The 20,272-nt window shown below is 41.7% G+C and carries 18 protein-coding genes; 17 read left to right on the plus strand and 1 reads right to left on the minus strand.

The features are described 5' to 3' along the window. Positions 1 to 265: 265 nt before the first annotated feature. Positions 266 to 1,717 carry a DDE-type integrase/transposase/recombinase gene (locus BMW61_RS17085; RefSeq protein ID WP_091824402.1) on the minus strand — a complete coding sequence of 484 codons (1,452 nt, stop codon included), beginning with the start codon at positions 1,715 to 1,717 and terminating at the stop codon, positions 266 to 268. A 162-nt stretch (positions 1,718 to 1,879) separates the two neighbouring features. On the opposite strand from BMW61_RS17085, the gene BMW61_RS17090 reads away from it, so the two are divergent. The 17 genes from BMW61_RS17090 to BMW61_RS17170 all read left to right on the plus strand — a co-directional run bounded on the left by BMW61_RS17090 (position 1,880) and on the right by BMW61_RS17170 (position 20,254). Continuing rightward, the gene (locus BMW61_RS17090) at positions 1,880 to 2,401 is read left to right on the plus strand and encodes a flagellar protein FlgN (protein ID WP_022763284.1); all 522 of its coding nucleotides are present in this window, start codon (positions 1,880 to 1,882) and stop codon (positions 2,399 to 2,401) included. A 338-nt stretch (positions 2,402 to 2,739) separates the two neighbouring features. Further along, positions 2,740 to 4,425, plus strand: a complete 1,686-nt coding sequence (flgK, locus tag BMW61_RS17095; RefSeq protein ID WP_026498578.1) for a flagellar hook-associated protein FlgK — start codon at positions 2,740 to 2,742, stop codon at positions 4,423 to 4,425. A gap of 166 nt (positions 4,426 to 4,591) precedes the next feature. Next, entirely contained in the window at positions 4,592 to 6,448 is a 1,857-nt protein-coding gene (gene flgK / locus BMW61_RS17100) for a flagellar hook-associated protein FlgK (RefSeq protein WP_091824404.1), read from the plus strand. Positions 6,449 to 6,462: 14 nt separating this feature from the next. Then, positions 6,463 to 8,655: a flagellin N-terminal helical domain-containing protein gene (locus BMW61_RS17105; RefSeq protein ID WP_091824407.1), complete on the plus strand. Its 2,193-nt coding sequence runs from the start codon at positions 6,463 to 6,465 to the stop codon at positions 8,653 to 8,655. A 218-nt stretch (positions 8,656 to 8,873) separates the two neighbouring features. Beyond that, positions 8,874 to 9,335, plus strand: a complete 462-nt coding sequence (fliW, locus tag BMW61_RS17110) for a flagellar assembly protein FliW (protein ID WP_091824409.1) — start codon at positions 8,874 to 8,876, stop codon at positions 9,333 to 9,335. A gap of 59 nt (positions 9,336 to 9,394) precedes the next feature. Then, the gene (gene csrA, locus BMW61_RS17115; protein WP_022761402.1) at positions 9,395 to 9,616 is read left to right on the plus strand and encodes a carbon storage regulator CsrA; all 222 of its coding nucleotides are present in this window, start codon (positions 9,395 to 9,397) and stop codon (positions 9,614 to 9,616) included. 284 nt (positions 9,617 to 9,900) lie between these two features. Further along, entirely contained in the window at positions 9,901 to 10,359 is a 459-nt protein-coding gene (locus tag BMW61_RS17120; RefSeq protein ID WP_091824412.1) for a flagellar protein FlaG, read from the plus strand. Between the two features lie 72 nt (positions 10,360 to 10,431). Further along, on the plus strand, positions 10,432 to 12,087 hold the full coding sequence (gene fliD / locus BMW61_RS17125) for a flagellar filament capping protein FliD (protein WP_091824415.1): 1,656 nt from the start codon (positions 10,432 to 10,434) through the stop codon (positions 12,085 to 12,087). Between the two features lie 109 nt (positions 12,088 to 12,196). Continuing rightward, on the plus strand, positions 12,197 to 12,637 hold the full coding sequence (gene fliS, locus BMW61_RS17130; RefSeq protein ID WP_242876788.1) for a flagellar export chaperone FliS: 441 nt from the start codon (positions 12,197 to 12,199) through the stop codon (positions 12,635 to 12,637). A 76-nt stretch (positions 12,638 to 12,713) separates the two neighbouring features. Next, positions 12,714 to 13,196, plus strand: a complete 483-nt coding sequence (locus BMW61_RS17135; protein ID WP_091824417.1) for a hypothetical protein — start codon at positions 12,714 to 12,716, stop codon at positions 13,194 to 13,196. A 4-nt stretch (positions 13,197 to 13,200) separates the two neighbouring features. Further along, positions 13,201 to 14,202 (plus strand): hypothetical protein, encoded by a 1,002-nt coding sequence (locus BMW61_RS17140; protein ID WP_175475278.1) that lies wholly within the window; start codon positions 13,201 to 13,203, stop codon positions 14,200 to 14,202. A 57-nt stretch (positions 14,203 to 14,259) separates the two neighbouring features. After that, entirely contained in the window at positions 14,260 to 14,715 is a 456-nt protein-coding gene (gene fliW / locus BMW61_RS17145) for a flagellar assembly protein FliW (protein WP_091824423.1), read from the plus strand. Positions 14,716 to 14,862: 147 nt separating this feature from the next. Beyond that, positions 14,863 to 15,411: a helix-turn-helix domain-containing protein gene (locus BMW61_RS17150; RefSeq protein ID WP_091824426.1), complete on the plus strand. Its 549-nt coding sequence runs from the start codon at positions 14,863 to 14,865 to the stop codon at positions 15,409 to 15,411. A gap of 4 nt (positions 15,412 to 15,415) precedes the next feature. Beyond that, positions 15,416 to 16,225, plus strand: coding sequence for a hypothetical protein (locus tag BMW61_RS17155; protein ID WP_091824429.1), 810 nt, complete (start codon positions 15,416 to 15,418; stop codon positions 16,223 to 16,225). 317 nt (positions 16,226 to 16,542) lie between these two features. Further along, positions 16,543 to 17,943 carry a flagellin N-terminal helical domain-containing protein gene (locus tag BMW61_RS17160; RefSeq protein ID WP_091824432.1) on the plus strand — a complete coding sequence of 467 codons (1,401 nt, stop codon included), beginning with the start codon at positions 16,543 to 16,545 and terminating at the stop codon, positions 17,941 to 17,943. Between the two features lie 146 nt (positions 17,944 to 18,089). After that, on the plus strand, positions 18,090 to 18,395 hold the full coding sequence (locus tag BMW61_RS17165; RefSeq protein ID WP_091824435.1) for a hypothetical protein: 306 nt from the start codon (positions 18,090 to 18,092) through the stop codon (positions 18,393 to 18,395). A gap of 32 nt (positions 18,396 to 18,427) precedes the next feature. Continuing rightward, a complete protein-coding gene (locus tag BMW61_RS17170) occupies positions 18,428 to 20,254 on the plus strand; it encodes a motility associated factor glycosyltransferase family protein (RefSeq protein WP_091824438.1) in 1,827 nt (608 codons plus the stop codon). The last annotated feature ends 18 nt before the right edge of the window (positions 20,255 to 20,272 follow it).

The raw sequence follows: 20,272 nt of genomic DNA on the forward strand, positions 1-20,272 counted from the left end.
GATAGTGTCAAATGATCTATGAAAAAACTGAGTCAAAAAAATAGGCTCAGATGAACCTTGAAAATCGCAGATATTTACATTGAGGTAACCGGACGCCACCCTTGACAGCACAATAAATAACTGCTGACGGTTAATCACCGACGGCGAAGAACTCAAGAGCAATCAGGTTTTCTCCGTCGATTTCAGCAGTTTAGCAGTTATTTATTGTGCCATCAAGGGCAATGCCGCTAACGCGGTGGCTGGGTTATTACCTCAGGCTCAGAATCTAAGAGCAATCAGCTGACTGAAGTTCCAGGATTTTCTTCTGTCCGAAGTAGATCATCGTTTGCCATCGTGCTGGCATATTTTCGGCATTTGACAGTATCTCGTCTACAACTGGAGGTTTATATCCATTGTGCTTGTGAGGCCTCAGGAAGTTGTAGTAGGCAACCCAGAGAGTCAGATCATAGTTGGCACCATCGTAATTATCGAAGCCGTTTGTAATGCGATATGAGGCTTTGTAGGTACGGTTCAGACGCTCTATCATCTGCTTGAAGGGACGGAACTCTGTGGATACTTCATCATCATTCTGCAAGCCTATTACCTGGGTGATTTCAAACTTGAACTTATCTCCAAACTGCCTGAAGAATTGCTGGGCAGCCAGAGGATACGCACTGTATCCATCAGCGATAAACTTGAAGTTCTTCGGAAGTTCAGTGATACCCTTAAAAGCCATTCTCATTGCAAGAATGCATGGACCAACACCACGGTTGTCGGATACCTGATAACCGATGATTGCGCGGGTAGCTGCATTTAAGATGAACCAGATATAGCCTTTTATACCACGGACTTTGATATATGTTTCGTCGGCGGTAAAAACAGATCCCTTCTCATAGGGATAGTCATCAACGAAAGGTTTGACGCATATGGCTGCTGTTTTGCAGTAGTTGGCGATCTGCTGATGGGATATGGATATACCGTACAGATCAGATAATGCCTGCCGTGTTTTACGGAGAGATAAGCCCAGGTTTACGTGAAAGGTCAGACACAGAGACATGATATAAGCGTTATGTTTGCTGAACTTAAGTGATGATGCATTCTTTGGAAGAGAGTTCAAATCCATCTTAAAAAAATCTATCGAGAATTCGCGATAGATGTAGTGAAGCTTGTATTTATACTTGCCATTCTCTTCGGATAGATCCTCTTTATCGACTTTTTTAAGGTTGCTGAGATAGTAAGGACATTTGGGATTAACACACTTATGGATGGCGAAGTGCTTACGGTCTTTTATACGTACAAGAGTATGCTGGCAGTGAGGACATTTTAAAGATAACTGTTTATCAAAGCGATTGTCCTCAGGCGTAAAAGTAGTCTGGCAGATCTTACACATGAGCTGTCCAGCTTTACCATTGTTCTTGTAGAGATATGGCTGTGGTGCATGACATGATGGACAAGAACATTCCTCCGGGATATCGCATTCTGAACGTCTTTTGATTGGTTTAACGGGGTTGCCATAGCGCTGAGTATAGTAGTTGTTAAGGTCCTTCCAGTCCCAATCCTGATGGTAGTAGACAATCTTTGGAAGTTCATCAACTTTGAACTTCTGATATTTGGGAGAATGGGAATCATCGAAAGCCCACTGCTTAAGAGGTATATATCTGCAGATAAAATTTATCAGCCAGCAGTTCTGCTGATAGAGCTGTTGAATGAGTTGAAGTAAATAAAGTATAATGTCCATGAGCATTGTTTCCTTTTCTGGGAATGTTGGTTTGGCGATTGACATTATACCAAAAGAGGGGGTCAATGCTCTTTTTATTTTGGACTCCCAATAAATCAAGGTTTTAGAACTAAAAACGGGTAGTAAATTTGACACTACCGAACTTCATCTGGAGGTAGTACTATGGCAAGCTTATTACAGAATCTTGTTGATGCTCTTGACAGAGAATGTGCATTATATGAAAGACTTCTGGTTTTGTCCGGCAAGAAGACACCGGTGATAATCCAGAGAGATCTGAAAGAACTTTCCAAGATTTCAGGAGATGAGCAGGCTGTGGTTTCCCTTATTGCAGCTGTGGACAAAGAAAGAGAAGCTGCCATGGACGCTATCGCCGATGTAATAGGAGAGAAGGGCAACAATCTCAAGCTTATCGAACTTATCAGAATGCTTGATTCAAGGCCCAATGAGCAGAGAAGTCTTGCACAGATGAGAGACAAGCTTAAATCACTGGCAGAAAATGTTCAGAGAGTTAATGATCAGAACCAGATTCTGCTTCAGAGTTCACTTGAGATGGTTCAGTATGAGATGAATATCATTCAGGCAGCAAGACGTGCACCTGAAACTGCAAACTATACAAGAAAAGCCGGCACCAGAGGTGATCTGATCGGGGTTGCACCTATGGGAAGGTTTGATGCGAAGCAGTGATGTTAAATAATTGTAATAAAGTAAACTTTGGCATAGGTGTAAGTCAATTTTCAAATTTTGAAGAAATGGATTTACGGATTAACAATATAAAGAAGATTTTTCCTGAAAAACATAAGTCTACTTCTGTGAAAACATGAAATAGACTTATTTTTATGCATGAAAAACGGTAAGAGAAAACAGAAAAAAAGTGAGCGCATATATATAAGTAAATAGCCAAATTAACCGATACATTATATGAGTAATAGTGTAATTGACAGGGATAGCCCTTACCAAAACAGCAGATGTCAGTCCGGAAAAGGGATATCTAGACAAGCTCACATAGGCAATGAGGTAAATACATGGCATCTTTAATGGGAAGCTTATATATTGGAGCATCGGGACTTCAGACATCAAGTAACGCTCTGAACACCACCGCCCACAATATGTCAAATATAGACACGGAAGGCTATACGAGACAACAGGTTTCACAGGGCACTCGCCCTTACATCACCACTGAAAAGGATTTCAGAATAATTTCCTGGAAACAGACAGGACTCGGAGTTGTTTACAACAATTGTAAACAGGTCAGAAGTTTGTTCCTTGACCAGAGCTACAGGCAGGAGTCAGGAAGACAGGCTTTCTATGATGTGTCTGTTACAACCCTTGAAGAGATCGAGGATCAGCTTCAGGAGATGAACGGAAATGAGTTCGCGGATTCTCTCAGTAACCTCTGGGTAGCGGTTCAGGAGATGAGTAAAAATCCCACATCTGCGGTTAACCAGAGCACCCTCGTGACAAGAGCTAACGAGTTTATCACAAGAGCGAACAGTGTGTACGAAGGACTCACAAATTACCAGGATAACATGGATCTCAAGGTTGCGGATCTGGTTGAGCAGATCAATAAGATCGGTGACAGGATAAAAGAGCTTAACCTTCAGATAGTTGAGATAGAGTCGGGAAATCAGGAGCATGCAAACGATCTTAGAGATGAGAGAAATCTTCTTCTCGATCAGCTCGGAGAGCTCGGAAGAATTAGCTACTACGAAGACATCTTCGGAAATGTACTTGTACAGTTTGAGGGAACACAGTTCGTAACAACAGATCATGTGAACCACATGGCATGTGACAATACACTTCCGGCAGATAAAGGCGGAAGCCCTTCAGGATATAACACTCCTTACTGGGAGTTCGCAGCAAAGAAAGAATACGATCCTATCCAGGAAGAATGGGTAGTAACAGATATTAGAGGAGCTAAGGTATTTGACCTTACACAGACAGTCTCCACAGCAATGAACACAGATATCGGAAAACTCCGCTCAACACTTCTTGCAAGAGGTGACCACCACGCAAATTATCACGATATAACAGATGATCCGACAGGTGCCTACTACAATACAAACATCGCACAGTCAGTTATCATGAACGTGGAAGCAGAGTTCGACCAGATGATCAAGAATATCTGCACAGCAATAAATCAGGTGTATGAGGATGCGGGAAGTAACCCCGTAACTCTCGGTGAGGTGGAAGGAAGAACTTCCGATTACGATCTTTTCAAAGTCCTTAACGAAGAGGATTGCCTCAACTACGACATCGATGAAAATCACAAGGCAGGAGAAAACAGAAAGGGCTACATAATCACCAACATCGCAGTTAATCCGCTTTATATGGCAGAGCCCACAGCAATGAAGTTCCTCCTCGCAGACGGAAGTGAAGATAATGATACGGTTGAGAAGCTGAAGAGTGCTTTCACCACAGCAAAATATCTCATCAACCCCAACGTGGCAACAAAGACTGATTTCGTAGGATATTACAACATGCTGGTTTCACAGGTTGCGAACTCAGGTGATGTATATAAGGGAATCAAGTCCAATCAGGAACTGACAGTGTCTGCAGTATCTAACGCGAGAGAGCAGATCGTCGGAGTATCAAGTGATGAAGAACTTGAATTCATGATTAAGTTCCAGAATGCATTCAATGCATCGAGTAGATATATAAATGTAGTCAGCGAGATGCTCGAGCACGTGGTTACGGCGCTTGGCTCGTAATCCCCTCATCCGGCACTTCGTGCCACCTGTCTTCGCTCCGCTTCGGTCCGCGCTGAACCGACGGTCTACGTTCCACTCCGGTCGTTGCTAAGCACTCGTCCCCCGGACGAGTAGCAACCCCGGACGTCGAGCGCCCCCAGGGGGAAGGCTAAAGAAAGGAAAAGATATGCCTTCAACATTTTTTGGATTAAACATAGCTGCATCGGGACTTAGAGCGGCGAACGCAGCACTTAATACAACAGCAAATAATATCGCCAATGCCAATACCGATGAATACAGCAGACAGAAGGTTGATCAGAGAGCATCGGATGCGCTCAGAGTTTTCACAACTTATGGATGCGCAGGTGCCGGTGTTGACACCATCGCGATTGAGCGAGTAAGAGATGAGTTCTACGACGTCAAGTACAGAACCAACGAGTCACTTCTCGGAAGAGTATCTCAGAGAAATTACTTCAATGAGTTGGCAGAGGAGTACTTTAAGGACGATGGAACAACTGGGTTCTCAAGCCTTTTCTCCAAGATGCAGTCAGCGCTGCAGGACGTTATGAAGGCTTCTGGAACTACCGAATCCAAGGCGACTTTCGTATCATCGCTCTCACAGATCACCGACTACTTTAACCACATGTCAGAATCATTAAAACAGCTCCAGAACGATATCAACCAGGAGATAAAAATGGACTGCGATACGATCAATTCCTACGCAGAACAGATTTGTTCCCTTAACAAGCAGATCAACATCATCGAGATGCAGGGTTCAAGAGCGAATGAGCTGAGAGATCAGAGAGATGAGCTTCTTGATAAGCTTTCAAAAATAGTAAATATAGAAGTAAAGGAAACCAAGGTTGTCGATGCAAGTAATCCCGAGCGTGAGACCGGAGCAACAAGACTTATCGTAAATATCGCAGGAAAGCAGCAGCTCCTTGATTCCTACTCCTACAGAAAGCTTGTATGTATAGCAAGAGAAGCAAATGAAAATGTAAACCAGTCAGACATCGTCGGACTTTACGACATCAAATGGGCACCCACAAGCTTTAAGGACGGCGACGATACCAGCAAACTTGACGTATTTGATCTTGATAATAAGTTGATCGGCGGAGAACTTCAGGGCCTCATCGATATGAGAGACGGAAACAACAGCTTCTTCTTTAGCGGCGAAGTTCAGAACTCGGTAAAAGATCAGAAGACCGGACTTACAACAGTAACAATCAAGGTTTCGGATCCCGATCTTATGGACATGACAAAATGTACACTTCCTGCTGCAGGAAAAATCGAAGTTGCAAGTAAGATTTATTCGTACGAGGACTGGCAGTACGACGGCGGTGATACCTACACCTTCATACTTACAGCGGAGAGTACAAGGTCGACAACTCCTCCCAAATATAGGACAGCAACAGTCGGAGCCGATTTTTCATATCAGGGCATTCCGTACTACATGCAGCAGATGAACGAGTGGATAAGACGTTTTTCAGACAGAGTAAACGACATAATGTCCAAGGGCTACACTGCAGACTCACTTGAAGGACGCTATATTTTGACAGGAACGAGCGACATGGATTCAAACGCACAGTTTTCATATCCTCAGCTCACTTCCCTCTCAAACAATAAAGGCTACTACGAAGTTACTGCAGGAAACTTTACAGTTACAAGGGAACTTCGAAGCAATTCCGATCTACTGGCAACCAAACAGGATGTGACCGAGGGCGAATCGGAGTACAGAAATATTGAGACACTGAACGAATTTTTCAATAAAGAAGATATCTTCAGGGGAGCTACAAGCGGCGAGTTCCTGGATAAGGTTCTCGGAGATGTGGCGCTCAATACCAGCAATTCCGGCACATTGGAAGAGACCTACACAGCACTGGAGAAGACTATAGGAAATCAGAGACTCAGCGTAATGGGCGTTGATGAGGATGAAGAAGCTTCGGCACTTGTTCAGTTCGAGCACAGCTACACACTCAACTCAAAGATGATAAACACGCTCACAGAGGTTTATGACAGACTGATAACTCAGACAGGAGTTTAAAGAGAGGTTTTACCATGAGAATTACCAACAAGATAATGAACAACAACTCACTCTACAACATCAATAACAACAAGGTGGCAGAGGATGAAGTGAACACTCAGATGGCAACAGGAAAAAAGATTGCCAGACCTTCTGACGACCCGGTTATTGCAATCAGAGCTTTGAGACTCAGATCCACAGTTACACAGCTTGACCAGTACTACGACAAAAATGCCAAGGATGCAAAGAGCTGGATGGGAGTAACTGAGGATGCCCTTTCCACAATTACCGATGTTCTCACGGACGCGATTCAGCAGGCCAACAGAGGTGCGAATAAAGATCTCACCATGGCTGACCTCAACACAATCGTTACCCAGCTGGATGCTCTCTCAGCAGAGTACTATTCCACAGGTAATGTTGATTACGCCGGACGCTATATTTTCACAGGGTTCAGGACTGATACAGCTCTGTCCTATTCAAATCCCACGACAGAGAATTTCACAGATATAAATGACGAATTCAACGCGGGCGATATCAGCAAGTCCTGCAGAACTCTTAATATGCAGTATCTCAATGCCGGCGACGTTCTTGATACCAGCACCTCAGGAAGATTTAAAAATGAGACAAAGGAGGATGACATCCGCCAGGTTGAAATCGGAAGAATCAGATGCTCCTATGACAACCTCGATTACACAGTCGGAGATGGAAACTATGCGGAGCTGAAGTTCAGGGAAAATCTGGCTCAGGAAGCAACCTCTTCAATAACAGATACAAATCTTACATATTTTGATCTTACTTTTGTAAACAGCGAAGGCGTGGAGCAGAATGCATATGTTCCGCTTTCAGATACCTATACAGTAACTGTCGGCAATTATATGTACACCGCAGAGAGAGCAAGCATCACTCATCCCGAGAGAGGTTACATCATCAATGTGACAGATCTTACGTCCTATGATGTTTATCAGTTCGAAGTTAGTAAAGACGGAGTTCTGACAGACGGCGACGGAGACGGACAGTTCGATGTTCCCACAGGAATTGAGAGCGCGATAGTTTCCATGCATACCACAAGTGTAACAACATTGGCCTTTTCAGATGGAGAAAATACCGAAGTTACAATGCCGCTCCTTGGACCCGTTGGTCAGCAGTATAAGGTTGAAGTTGATAACGAATTCGTTGCAACCGTAAGCGGAGACGGAACCTACAAGATCGAGAAGGCAACCGAGCAGGATGAGTACGGAAACGCTACCAAGACAGTGCTTCAGGTAACAGCAAACGGAAGTATTCACTCCTCATACAAAGAGACTACAATAAAAATCGATAGCGATCATATCCTCTATTCAACCTCCACAGATGATGAGATTGACGAGGCATACAAACAGCTCAAGGGCGAGTACGCACCCAAGAGAAGCAGCTATAATTTCGGAAATGCCGCAAGAGATGAAGAGATGTTTTTGGAAGCTTATGAGGAGTACTCAAAGACTTTGAACAATATGGTTTATCTCAATGCAAAAACCGGTGAAATCCTTCTTAACGATTATCTGACAGAGAAACTGAGTTCACTTGCTTTTATCAGCAATGCCAACACAATTGATGTTGTTTACGACAAGAAGGAATGGGAGCAGGGAGACATCAGACCTCAGAATCTGTTTGGCTGTGTGGATGCGGACGGTGTTATTTACAACGGCGGTAACGCACCTCACGATATCCAGTATGACGTTGGATATTCCCAGAAAATCACAGTCAATACCTCTGCGAATTCGGTTTTCACAACAACAATGAAGAGAGACATCTACGACCTTGATCAGCTCGCAGCTCAGATAAATGTCGTAAATACAACTCTTGAAACTCTTAAGGAAAAAATCGCAGACCTCACAGATGAGGATGAAATAAGAGTTGTTCAGAACGAAATCGATGCCTGCAAGAAGGCATATGATTACCTCCGCCAGAACATCCAGGAGGAATTCGAGCACAAGATCACCAGCATCCAGGAAGCTCTTGATAAAGCGAATGTTGCGGTAACCGATAACGGTACAAGAAGTAAGAGACTTGAGCTAATCAACTCCAGACTTCAGGACCAGACCACAACCTTCAAGACTTTGCAGTCCGATAATGAGGACGCTGATCTTGCAGAGACAGCAACCAATCTCGCAACTGCACAGCTCACCTACCAGGCAGCTCTCATGGCAACCGGTAAGATTGGTAAAGATACACTGATGAACTACATCTGATACGGTAGAAAAGATGCCTTCCCCCTTGGGGGAGGAAATATAAAATGCCTTTCCCCTGGGGGGAAGAAATATAAAATGCCTTCCCCCTCTGGGGGAAGGTGCCCGAAGGGCGGATGAGGGAATGAGGGGAGCACTTTATACTTTATTTACTTGCTAAATACCGTTAACTTGTCTACAATGAATAGTAGTGATGTTTTTTCATATGGAGGGGTACCAGAATGAAATTAACAACCAGAATTTTCGGAGAGATTGATATTGAAGATAGCAAGATCATAGAGTTTCCGAAGGGTATTATCGGTTTTCCGGACATGACGCAGTTTGCGCTCATGCATGATAAAGATAAGGATACCAACAACATCAGATGGCTTCAGTCACTTGATGACCCGGTTTTCGCTATGCCGGTTATGGATCCGCTTTACGTTAAACCGGACTTCAATCCTGTAGTTCCGGAGGAAAACATTAAGGACATACTTCCTCTTGAGGATGAGGATCTTCTGGTTCTGGTAACCGTGACTGTTCCTCAGGATATCACTAAGATGACAGTCAATCTGAAGGGGCCTATCATCATCAATTCGGGTAACTGCAAGGCATGTCAGATCATTATTGACGACGATGATTATCCTGTAAAATACCCTATTTATGACTATCTTCAGAAACAGAAGGAGTTGGCACAGCGTTAATTTTACTTAAGGTACTTCTGTGGGGAGCTTGGTATAAAAAAGGAGAGAGAGGAAGAGCTATGTTAGCATTATCCAGAAAAAAGAACGAGTCTATCATCGTTAACAATAATATTGAGATTACAATTTTAGACATCAGGGGAGATCAGGTGAAGGTGGGAATCGCCGCACCGAAGGAGGTTCCAATCTACAGAAAAGAAGTATATCTGCAGATCCAGGAAGAGAACAAGGCTGCTACAAATACAGACGGTATTTCCGCACTGGCAGACCTTTTGAAACAGTAATAATTAAATACGATGTTGTGGGAGTCCCGTGCACGTAAGTGTATGGGACTTTTTTTGCCTTCCCCCTTCGGGGGAAGGTGCCCGAAGGGCGGATGAGGGGATATTTCTATCCTGTATATAAACATTTTATTAAAAAACTATAAGAACCTAAATGTTCTGTGTTTACATCCGATATAATGGATAGAGGATAGTATAAGTATGTTTATGTATATTTTTAGGCATACTGATATGAAAAAAGCGGAAAGGGATAGCCGCTGTAAAAGAAACACAAGGAGGTGAGCGAGATGGCTATGGAAGCAATCGGAAACATTGGTGCAGTAGGCACAACACAGATTCCCGATGTCCAGAAGGCAGAGCGCGTTGTTAATTTTCCTGAGGGTGCAGGTCAGGGACAGGAGAAACCGGATTTTTCACTGGAGACTCCGCCTACGCAGGCTCCCGCACCTAAGCCAGAACCACAGGAAAGTAACAATCCTAACGTGCCTACCCGCCAGGAGAGGACACAGGAACAGATCGAGGCTGAGAACAAGCGCATAATGAACGCTATTAGCGAGATGAACAAGAAAATGTTCAATAACTCTGAGGCAGTGTTCGGAATCCACGAGGATACTAACCGTATCACAATCAAGATCGTGGACAAGACCACCAGAGAGACAATCAAGGAGCTGCCGCCGGAGAAAACTCTCGACATGATCGCAAAAGCGTGGGAACTGGCCGGACTTATGGTTGACGAAAAAGGATAATAAATCCCTTTTCGGAAGTCTATTAAAAACGTGCAAGGGGTATTTTGCGCTTTTTTTAGAAAGGAGCACCATATGACCATGAGAATAACCGGACTGGCCTCCGGACTCGATACAGAGAGTATCATTACAGAGTTAACAAAGGTACAGTCCAATAAAGTAGATAAAATTAAAAGTGATCAGAAAAAACATGACATGAAGATGGATAAGTGGAAGGAGCTCAACAAGAAGGTTGTGAACTTCTACAATAAGACGCTGAGTAATCTGCGTTTTGATTCATCTTATGTAAAAAAGACGACGAGCGTATCAAATGAGAGTGCTGTTACGGTTACGACATCAGGAACAGCTATGAACAGTAGTCAGAAGCTGTCAGTTGATAAGCTTGCAAGCAGCGCTTATCTTACCGGTGGAAAAATCTCTTCCAAGACAGGAGAACTAAGAGCTACAACCTCTATCACAAATCTGACAGGGTATTCAGGAACAGCCGGAATTCATAAACCGGCAGAGCTTGATGAGCAAGGAAATGAAATTACTCCCGCAATAACAGATGCTGATTACAAGGGAATGGTGAGAATCAGATTTGGAAAAGCACCTGCCGAAGGAGAGGAAGATACCAGAGAATTTGTAGATATCAAGATTGATCCTGACAAATCGGTAACCGAGGCACTTGCTGAGTTTAAACAGGCTAAGTCTTCAAGTGGTTATGGTCTAAATGCCAGCTTTGATGCGAAACAGGGACGTGTTTATTTATCGTCTTCAGCATCAGGTGAAGATGAGAATTTTGATATCGATTTTGAACACAGCGATATGAGAATTGTCTCAGCGATGGGGCTTGATTATGGCACAAATGAAGATGCTGTGCACAATGCCGGTGAAGATGCTCAAATCACCCTGAACGGTGCCGTGTATACATCAAACAGTAATACCTTCGATATTAACGGGCTCAGCATAACTGCAAAGCAGATTGCTTCTGATATATCACTCCAGACAAGTGATGATACCAGCGGTATTTATGATATGGTAAAAGGATTCCTGAAGGAATATAACGACCTTATCGGAGAAATGTATACACTGTACAATGCTGATGATGCCAAAGATTATGCCATTCTGACAAAAGAGCAGAAGGATGAGATGACAGATGATGAGATTGAGGATTGGAATAAGAAGATTGACGAAGGCCTTCTTTCGAAAGATCCTACGATTTTCAGAGTCATGACTGAGATGAAGAACATCATGATGCAATCCTTCGATTGGGGCGAGCTTGACTATAATGAGGAAAAGGATGAATGGGTTGAGGTAAAAACTTCGTTCTGGTCATTCCATATTGCTACTCCCGGATATTTTGAAGGTGAAGAGGAAGATAGAATTAAGTGGCATATCTACGGCGATGAGGATGATGATCTTACAAGCAGCAAGGAAGATAAGTTAAAAGCAAAAATAGACAAAGATCCTGAGATAGTTCGCAAGTTCTTCAAGACCATATCATCCGATATGTATTCAAAGCTTGGCGATCTTATGAAGTCAACCGATTTCTCCAGCGCTTATACTCTTTATGAAGATAAGCAGATGAAGAAGCAGGTAGATAAGTATAAGACACAGCTTAAAGATGAGCAGGATAAACTTGGCAAGATGGAAGATAAGTACTATGACAAGTTTGCTCAGATGGAAAAAGCAATGACCAAACTCAATGAACAGACCAATTCTCTCGCAGGAATGCTTGGAACAGGCTGATGAGCAGCTTTTCAGGCAGGAGAAGAATGATTTAGAAACTTCCCCTGTGGGGGAAGGTGCCAGTGAAGCTGACAGATGAGGTTATCAACACGACACACGGAGGTATGTTATGCCGGTAGCAAGAAATCCTTATGCACGACAGAGCAATATGATGAATCAGTATCAGAATACCAAGATTCAGCAGGCGAAGCCTGAGGAGCTTACTCTGATGCTTTATGATGGTGCAATAAAGTTCTGTAATATCGCAATTATGGGACTTGAGAAGGAAGATGAGAAAAAGTTCACAACATACCTTCTCAAGGTAGAAAATATTATTGACTATCTCAATAACACACTTGATATGAAATATCCTGTGGCAAAGGATTTTGAGAATGTCTATAACTATCTCATGAAGAGGCTTGTTGAAGCAGATCTTCACAGAGAGCAGTCTCTCGAGATCATGAATGAGGTGAATAAGCACATTCATACCATGCGTGATACATGGATGGAGGCTATCAAGATTTCAAGAGGACAGGCTCCTGCACCACAGACGGTTCAGGCAGGTGCATAAGATAATGGAATCAAAAAATGATGGGGAAGCTATGTGACTGTTACATGGCGAATCTGAAGAAAGTGGGGAAATAAAGGTGACGGAATCATACCTGGATATGATGGAAGAGAGTCTCAGGGACAAAATTAAAGTTCTGGAAGAAATAGTTAAAGAAAACGAGACTCAGAGAGAAATACTTGAAAGTACAACAGCATTTGATGAAAAAGGCTTTGATGAAGCAATAAGTCGCAAAGGTGAACTTATAAGGCGGGTTGAGAATCTAAATGACGGATTTGAAAGCTTGTATGAGAGAGTAAAGAAGGAGCTTGAAGAGAACAAAGATAAGCACCGTGAGAAAATAAAAATTTTCCAGAATCTTATCAGAGAGATTACTGATTTATCTAATTCCATAGAAGCCGGCGAAAAGCGTAACAAGACGCTCGCACAGAACTACTTTAGTTCATCGAAGGGGCAGATAAATCAGAATCGGAAATCTTCACAGGCAGCCCTTGATTATTATCTTACAATGAACAAGTCCAAGATTACACCGCCTCAGTTCTATGATCAAAGAACTAGGTGATAATGTGAACGAACTTCCAATTGTAAAGGAATACGAAAACAGAATAGTCGAGATATTATCATGTGATGACATTACGGAGTGCTTCGATGAGATGCTTCAGATAGGGGCAAGGATAATAAGCGGAGCGCTTTCCCAGGAAGGCAAGAGAGAACTTGCTGACAGAATTAGGAAAAGTGTTTACTTCCTCCCTAACGAAGATACAGCAGAGATGCTAAGGCACATAGCTTATCTTCACCTGATGGTCAGACTTACGGATAGCAAGGATTTCTATACGGAATTTCTTGCTTATATTGATGGGATTAGGATTGATGAGAGATACAGATTTTTCTTATTAATGCAGGCACGCTATCTTTCATACCAAAAACCGTATATAATTACATTAGAATCCGATAGACTGTTTCATAAAATTTACAAGAGGAGTAAAAAGTTTTATGAGTGCAGGCTTGGAAATGTAGGCAAATTTCTAAAATTACATGAAAGAAGACCGGATCAGACTATTATTCTGACCCAGCAGTATCTTACTGATACTCACAGGGAGACACATCTTACCAACCTCATAGCACAGGAGATTATGGTTAGTATGTGCCAGAATACATTCATTATTAATACGAATGATTTATTACCGGTTTCAAATGTGGTTCCTTTGTTTGGAATAGAGGGACATAATTCTATGCAGTATCTGGCAAATGCCAACAACGTATATATCAGAGGGCTATCGGTACCGTTCTTCCAATGCGATGACAGAATGCCCTCCGAGGATGAGATGAATATTATCCTCAGTACAATTATGGATGTACGTCCGGAATATATCATAAGCTGCGGGGATCATTCGATTACGGCTTCCCTTGCTGCAAAGTTTATTCCGGTAATCCCCGGATATCAGATAGCTCCGGTGGATGATCCTCAGGTAGTAAGAGAGAATCTTCTTGATTACAGAAGAATGATCGAAGAAAAGAGATTTTGGCAGATAAGATTCAGGGTAAGTGAGAATAAGGCAAGCATTTAAGTTGCCATGTTAATAGAATTCATTAACTTATGAGGGGTATTAGAAGGGAGACGAAAAATGAAACTTAATACCAGAATCTTTGGCGAGATAGACATTGAGGATGAGAAGATAATAACTATGCCATTTGGTCTTGTGGGATTCCCGGATCTTCAGAAATTTGCACTAATTCATGACAAGGATAAACCCGTTGGAGCAGTGTGGTATCTCCAGTCAATGGATGATCCTGATATAGCGCTTCCTGTCATTGATCCGTTATGTGTAAAACCCAATTACAATCCCCAGATCAATGAAGATGATGTTGAACTGTTGGAACCTCTTACAAATAAGAATCTTCTTATGCTGGTTACAATATCCGTTCCGGAAGACATCACTAATATGACAGTTAATCTCAATGCTCCGATTCTTATTAATGTTGATACAGGAAAGGGAGCTCAGATAGAAATTGTTTGGGGTAAGGAAGAGTATGTAACTAAATATCCTATTTATGACTATCTGAAAGGAATTAGAGAATAAGGGATATGTAAAGAATTGTCGGCGCACGCTAAAACAGCGTGCGCTTTTTTAGATGAAAATATAATAAAGATGTGAATAATATATGAACCATTAAAATAATGGTAAAAATATCTTTACAAGCCATCAATTTGATGGTTAAATTAATTTATGAAAACTCAAAAATATATAATTCCAAATTCAATAGGTGCAAAAGATATTAAGATATTAAGGAACAAGCTTGGAATGACACAGGCTGAGTTTGCTCTTTTCTGTAATGTATCGAAACCGACAGTTGAGAGATGGGAGACTTCAGATAAGAAGATTACCGGACCTGTAACGTTGCTTGCACAGATTGTGCTCCGTCATCCTGAAATAGCAGAGCAGCTTATGCTCCCGGAAAAGAAATATCCGCTAAGACTATGGTATTACTATCTTGATACAGTTTGCACAATTATTGATGTGGATATAATTAATCAGAGAGTTTCAATAAAGAATTATACAGATAATCTCATATATCGTGCGTTTGGCAGAAATGAGCATCCTACATTTGCAGACTATGAGGAGTTTCTTCGTTCCCGTTGCTTCCCGGAAGAGCGGGATAAGATGAAGCTTATGCTGAGGGAACTTGATATTCCTTTTTATGATCCGCTTATGATTATAGAAAAGACTGATGGCCGTATGGCTGAAGATGATTTTTGGATAAAGATTGAGAGATAAATGCATGGTGGAATTATTTGATGCAGATAAAAGAGAAGTAAATAGAAAATCCTCAAAAGGGAATCAGCTAAAATTTGAAAGGGATGGGATATGGTATAAAGCAGACTATACCGGATATGAAGGCCTTTCTGAGTTTGTGGCATCTCATCTTATGCTAAAGAGCACAATGAGTACATCCGAGTTTGTTCTTTATAATCAGGAAGAATTAAAGTATAAGAATCGGGTTTACATGGGAGTGTCCAGTGAGGACTTATTGAATTCCGGAGAACAGCTTATTACTCTTGAGAGATTATTTACAAATACTTATGGTGTTGGTTTGAGCAATATGATCTATGGGATAAGTGATCATGTGGACAGACTGAGACTTATTGTATCTAAAACAGAGGAACTTACAGGACTTACGGATTTCGGAGTATATATGTCCAAGATGATGGCTATAGATGCATTTTTCTTAAATGAGGACAGACATACTCATAATATCGCTGTGGTTTTATGTCCGGATGGTAGCTATAGATATTGTCCTTATTTTGATCATGGGGCAGGATTTTTGGCAGACACAACAATGGATTATCCGCTGGATGGGGATGTATATGATCTTATGGAGACGGTTCAGGCAAAGACATTCTGCCAGGATTTCGATGAACAATTAGATATAGCAGAGAGGTTATATGGGAAGCAGATAGAGTTTAAGTTTGATAAGAAATATGTGGATAAACTATTAGACAGTATATATGGATATGAAGATAGAATTGTTGAACGGGTTAGAAATATAATATTTGAACAGATGCGTAGATATACTTATCTGTGTAAGTAAGAAACGAGCTTTTAGGTGGGGTGATGAGAAATAATCCCCCAAAATAATAGCTGAGCAAAGTTTATAAATAATTTATACTTTTTTTGAAAAAAAGGGTTAACTTTATGATAGTTGGTCCGATATAATGTATGTAAGAACTCAAAGTGCTTTTGTTTTTTGTGGCACGGAACACAGAGAAATGCACTTGAGGATAGAGTAGGATAGCAGGGAGAGAGCAGCCTAGGAACTCCGCTCACCGGATATCCGAACCGAAACAAATTTAATATTTTTAACTACGGCAAAAGGATTTGCCGCGTACACACACAAGGAGGTATATTATGGTAGTACAACACAACGTCACAGCGATGAACGCTAACAGAATGCTCGGAGTAACAACTGGTTCTCAGTCAAAGTCAGCCGAGAAGCTGTCATCCGGTTATCAGATTAACCGTGCAGCAGATGATGCAGCAGGTCTTTCAATTTCCGAAAAGATGAGAAAACAGATCAGAGGTCTTGATCGTGCATCCACCAACGCAGATGATGGTGTAAGCGCAGTTCAGACAGCAGAAGGTGCACTCACAGAAGTACACGATATGCTGCAGAGAATGAATGAGCTTGCAGTTCAGGCTGCTAACGGAACTAACAGTGAATCTGATCGTACATCCATCCAGAACGAGATTGATCAGCTGACAACAGAAATTGACCGTGTTGCAGAGACAACCAAGTTCAACGAGACATATCTGCTTAAGGGCGGACAGGGCTATCATGACAAGTACATGGCAGCTCATGATGCTGGTCTTAGTGGAACACTTGCAGATCTTGGTGATAAGGCTACATTCACAGCTTACATGAGTACTGATTCAGAGCAGACCATCGCCGGCAAAGAGTATCATCTGTATGAAGCAACAAGAGATACCATTGGAAAGCTGCAGGCTTCTATTGGTGAGAGTGGTGCTAAATCTGTTACTATCAATGGTACAACATATGTTAAGGGAACAAGTTCCCTTGACGGAACAACTAAAGTCTTCAAGTATGGTGAAGATGAGTACAGCGTTGATGAACTCAAGGCAATGGTTGTTGACGGAGCTAAGGTTCGCGTAAACGGCAACACAACACGTACAGCTGTAGATACTAACCTTGATAAGAACATCACAATTTTGACTGCAAGAGATAAGATGATTGATGCTCTTAAACAGGCTAACACAATCGGTGTTGATGCTGATAAGCAGAGCCAGGTAACTGTTAATAATGCTGCTTCTGGAATTAAGACAAAGAGTGCCGGACTTAAGTTCGAGTTCTCTATTGCTAAACAGACAGCTCATGTTGCTAAGGATCTTGGACTTCAGCTCCATGTTGGTGCTGATGCAGACATGACAAACAAGATTACAGTAGGTGTTCAGGTTATGAGCGCTGCAAATCTTGGTATCCAGAACCTCAACGTTGTTGATGGATCCGGTACAGCAGCAACATATGCAATCGATGCTATCGAGGATGCTATTAAGACAGTATCAGAACAGAGATCCGCACTCGGTGCTGTTCAGAACAGATTAGAGCACACAATTAAGAACGTTGATAACGTAGTAGAGAATACCACAGCAGCTGAGTCCCGTATCCGTGATACAGACATGGCTGAAGAGATGGTTACCTACAGCAAGAATAATATTCTTGCTCAGGCAGGCCAGTCAATGCTTGCTCAGGCTAACCAGTCCAATCAGGGTGTTCTTTCACTCCTCGGCTAATCACGTTAGCGATACTAGAGTACATTACGTACACCATAGAAAGGGCTCTCCCGCAAGGGAGAGCTCTTTTCAAGTTTTGTCATTACATGATATAATTGTCAATATATTATTCGAATTGATTGACTATTTCGTCATGAGGGGGATTTATGGGCCAGTTACAGGATATGGGAAGACAGGTAATAGCGAATAATGAGAAAGCTGCTGATACGATTTATCAGAGAAAACCCGGTGGACCGGAGATGGTAGCGCCGGTTATGAAGCTGCTTGTCACATTCACAGAGCTTTTGGTTCAGAGTGGCAAAGCAGATGCAGAGCATATGCATCAGATGCAGGAATGGCAGACGGATTTTGCAAGGCTTGCAGAAGCTAATCAGCAAGGAGATTATATACTTGTCGCAGATATACTTCATCATGATCTTAACAGAGAGATTGAGGAGTGGATAAAAAAATAGAGTATTCTGTATTGATATGAGGCAACTTGTTTATGTCTTTAGAGGGGAAAGAAGTAAACGAATTACATAAAGACGAGAACCTTAGAGAGACGAATTTCAAACTTTTTGAAACGCGATATGGGGTTATGCCTGTAATTGGCGCTGAAGAAGATAAGCAATACCGCATAGAAACAGCATCTAATGGTGAAGCTGTACTGTATGTTAAAGGCGTCGGGGGATCAGGTGATTTTAGACTAAACAGCAGTTATTCGCCATCCTACGAAGCCGATATTTGGGCTGATGGACGGAAAAAAGCAAGTAGAAGAACGATAGTAATAGTGTGCGGTTTTTCAACCGGAGTTTATATAAAGGCTCTGTTGAAAAAAATGCGCTCTGATACTGAAATATATGTTTATGAGCCCAATGAGGCCCTTTTTTCGTTTGTGTGTTCATACGTTGATCTGTCAGATCTGATAGGTGATTCCAGGATACATATATTTATAAAAGAGAGTCAAATAAATAGGATGACAGATGTCATTCATAATATGATTATCGTAAGCAGACCGGAAGTTAGAGGGATAATTACGCCGTTTTATGTTGCAGATGACAGATATAAGAAGATATGCGATGAAATAGGTGCACTGAGTATTGCCTTGCGCAACTTCAAGAAAAGCAGAGGACGGGATGCGCTAAGATGCCGAATATATGCATGGAAACATTTGAGTACTGCGCATGTTCTCTCGGATGCAAAGGATATTATTCCCACAGAGTGTCCGGCTGTAATAGTTGCAGCGGGGCCGTCACTTGGCAAAAATGTACATCTGCTTAAAGAATTGAAACACCATGCACTGATTATCTCTACGGACAGAGCATTGGATACATTAAAGGAAAATGGAATACTTCCGGATGCAGCCATTTCTGTGGATGCATTAAAAAGTTCCGATTTTCTGAATTATGCATATGAGAAAAATATACCAATAATATGTTCATATCAACTGAATATAGATGCTCAAAAACGACCTAATGGCAATCTAATATTTTTTGATGAAATCAGCTATGAAAAAAAGCTGCTGGGAAGATCGTTTGCGGAAAGCTCTATTGATATGGGTGGAAACGTCGCCGGTGCAGCATACAGTGTTTTGAGAATATTGGGATTTAAAACAATTATTCTGATTGGACAGGATCTGGCATATCTCGGAGAGAAACACCATGCTGACACTAAAGATGACGGAATGGATGAAATTGAGGACGTTATTGAAGTTCCCGGCTATGACGGAACACCGGTTAAAAGTAACGGGATGTGGATAAAATATAGAGATTTCTATGAAAGACAAATTAAGATGTATCCGGAAGTAAAGATAATAGATGCAACCGAAGGCGGAGCGCTTATTCAGGGTAGCGAGGTACTTCCGCTTCAAACAGTAGTAGAAAAATATAACGGAAAAACAACTGATTATGAGAATGTGTTTAAGGAGCTTCCTTTTGCTGTTGAAAAAGAAGGGATAAAAAGAATAAACGATGTTTTTTCCGTATGGACAGATGAGCTAAAAGAAATTATTGATGTCTCGGGAATACTTACAAATGAATGCCAAAAGATAATGGAGTTAATCGATGAGCATGGCATTAGTTCGCCGAAAGCGGATGGTGAACTTGCAAAAATGGATGCTTTAAGAAAAAAGATATATTCATATGAGATGAATAATCTTCTGGAAGAATACTGGGTTGAAGATATGTACTCAATTCCTCCTAAGGTATTGTATTTAAGAACGGATAAGGAAGCTAAGGATACGCTTAGAGAGTGCTCTGAATATTATGAAAATCTTTCCGGGGATGCAAAAAGTTTATTGGAAGCATTTGATTACATAGAAACGGACATGTGATATAATTGTTAGTATATA

Origin of the sequence: Butyrivibrio sp. ob235 (genome assembly GCF_900109475.1) — a bacterium.
GTDB lineage: Bacteria > Bacillota > Clostridia > Lachnospirales > Lachnospiraceae > Butyrivibrio.

Coding starts and splice junctions, on each gene's coding strand:
- BMW61_RS17085 (WP_091824402.1), bottom strand. CDS start 1,717: ATGGACATTATACTTTATTTACTTCAACTCATTCAACAGCTCTATCAG.
- BMW61_RS17090 (WP_022763284.1), top strand. CDS start 1,880: ATGGCAAGCTTATTACAGAATCTTGTTGATGCTCTTGACAGAGAATGT.
- flgK (WP_026498578.1), top strand. CDS start 2,740: ATGGCATCTTTAATGGGAAGCTTATATATTGGAGCATCGGGACTTCAG.
- flgK (WP_091824404.1), top strand. CDS start 4,592: ATGCCTTCAACATTTTTTGGATTAAACATAGCTGCATCGGGACTTAGA.
- BMW61_RS17105 (WP_091824407.1), top strand. CDS start 6,463: ATGAGAATTACCAACAAGATAATGAACAACAACTCACTCTACAACATC.
- fliW (WP_091824409.1), top strand. CDS start 8,874: ATGAAATTAACAACCAGAATTTTCGGAGAGATTGATATTGAAGATAGC.
- csrA (WP_022761402.1), top strand. CDS start 9,395: ATGTTAGCATTATCCAGAAAAAAGAACGAGTCTATCATCGTTAACAAT.
- BMW61_RS17120 (WP_091824412.1), top strand. CDS start 9,901: ATGGCTATGGAAGCAATCGGAAACATTGGTGCAGTAGGCACAACACAG.
- fliD (WP_091824415.1), top strand. CDS start 10,432: ATGACCATGAGAATAACCGGACTGGCCTCCGGACTCGATACAGAGAGT.
- fliS (WP_242876788.1), top strand. CDS start 12,197: ATGCCGGTAGCAAGAAATCCTTATGCACGACAGAGCAATATGATGAAT.
- fliW (WP_091824423.1), top strand. CDS start 14,260: ATGAAACTTAATACCAGAATCTTTGGCGAGATAGACATTGAGGATGAG.
- BMW61_RS17150 (WP_091824426.1), top strand. CDS start 14,863: ATGAAAACTCAAAAATATATAATTCCAAATTCAATAGGTGCAAAAGAT.
- BMW61_RS17155 (WP_091824429.1), top strand. CDS start 15,416: ATGGTGGAATTATTTGATGCAGATAAAAGAGAAGTAAATAGAAAATCC.
- BMW61_RS17160 (WP_091824432.1), top strand. CDS start 16,543: ATGGTAGTACAACACAACGTCACAGCGATGAACGCTAACAGAATGCTC.
- BMW61_RS17165 (WP_091824435.1), top strand. CDS start 18,090: ATGGGCCAGTTACAGGATATGGGAAGACAGGTAATAGCGAATAATGAG.
- BMW61_RS17170 (WP_091824438.1), top strand. CDS start 18,428: ATGTCTTTAGAGGGGAAAGAAGTAAACGAATTACATAAAGACGAGAAC.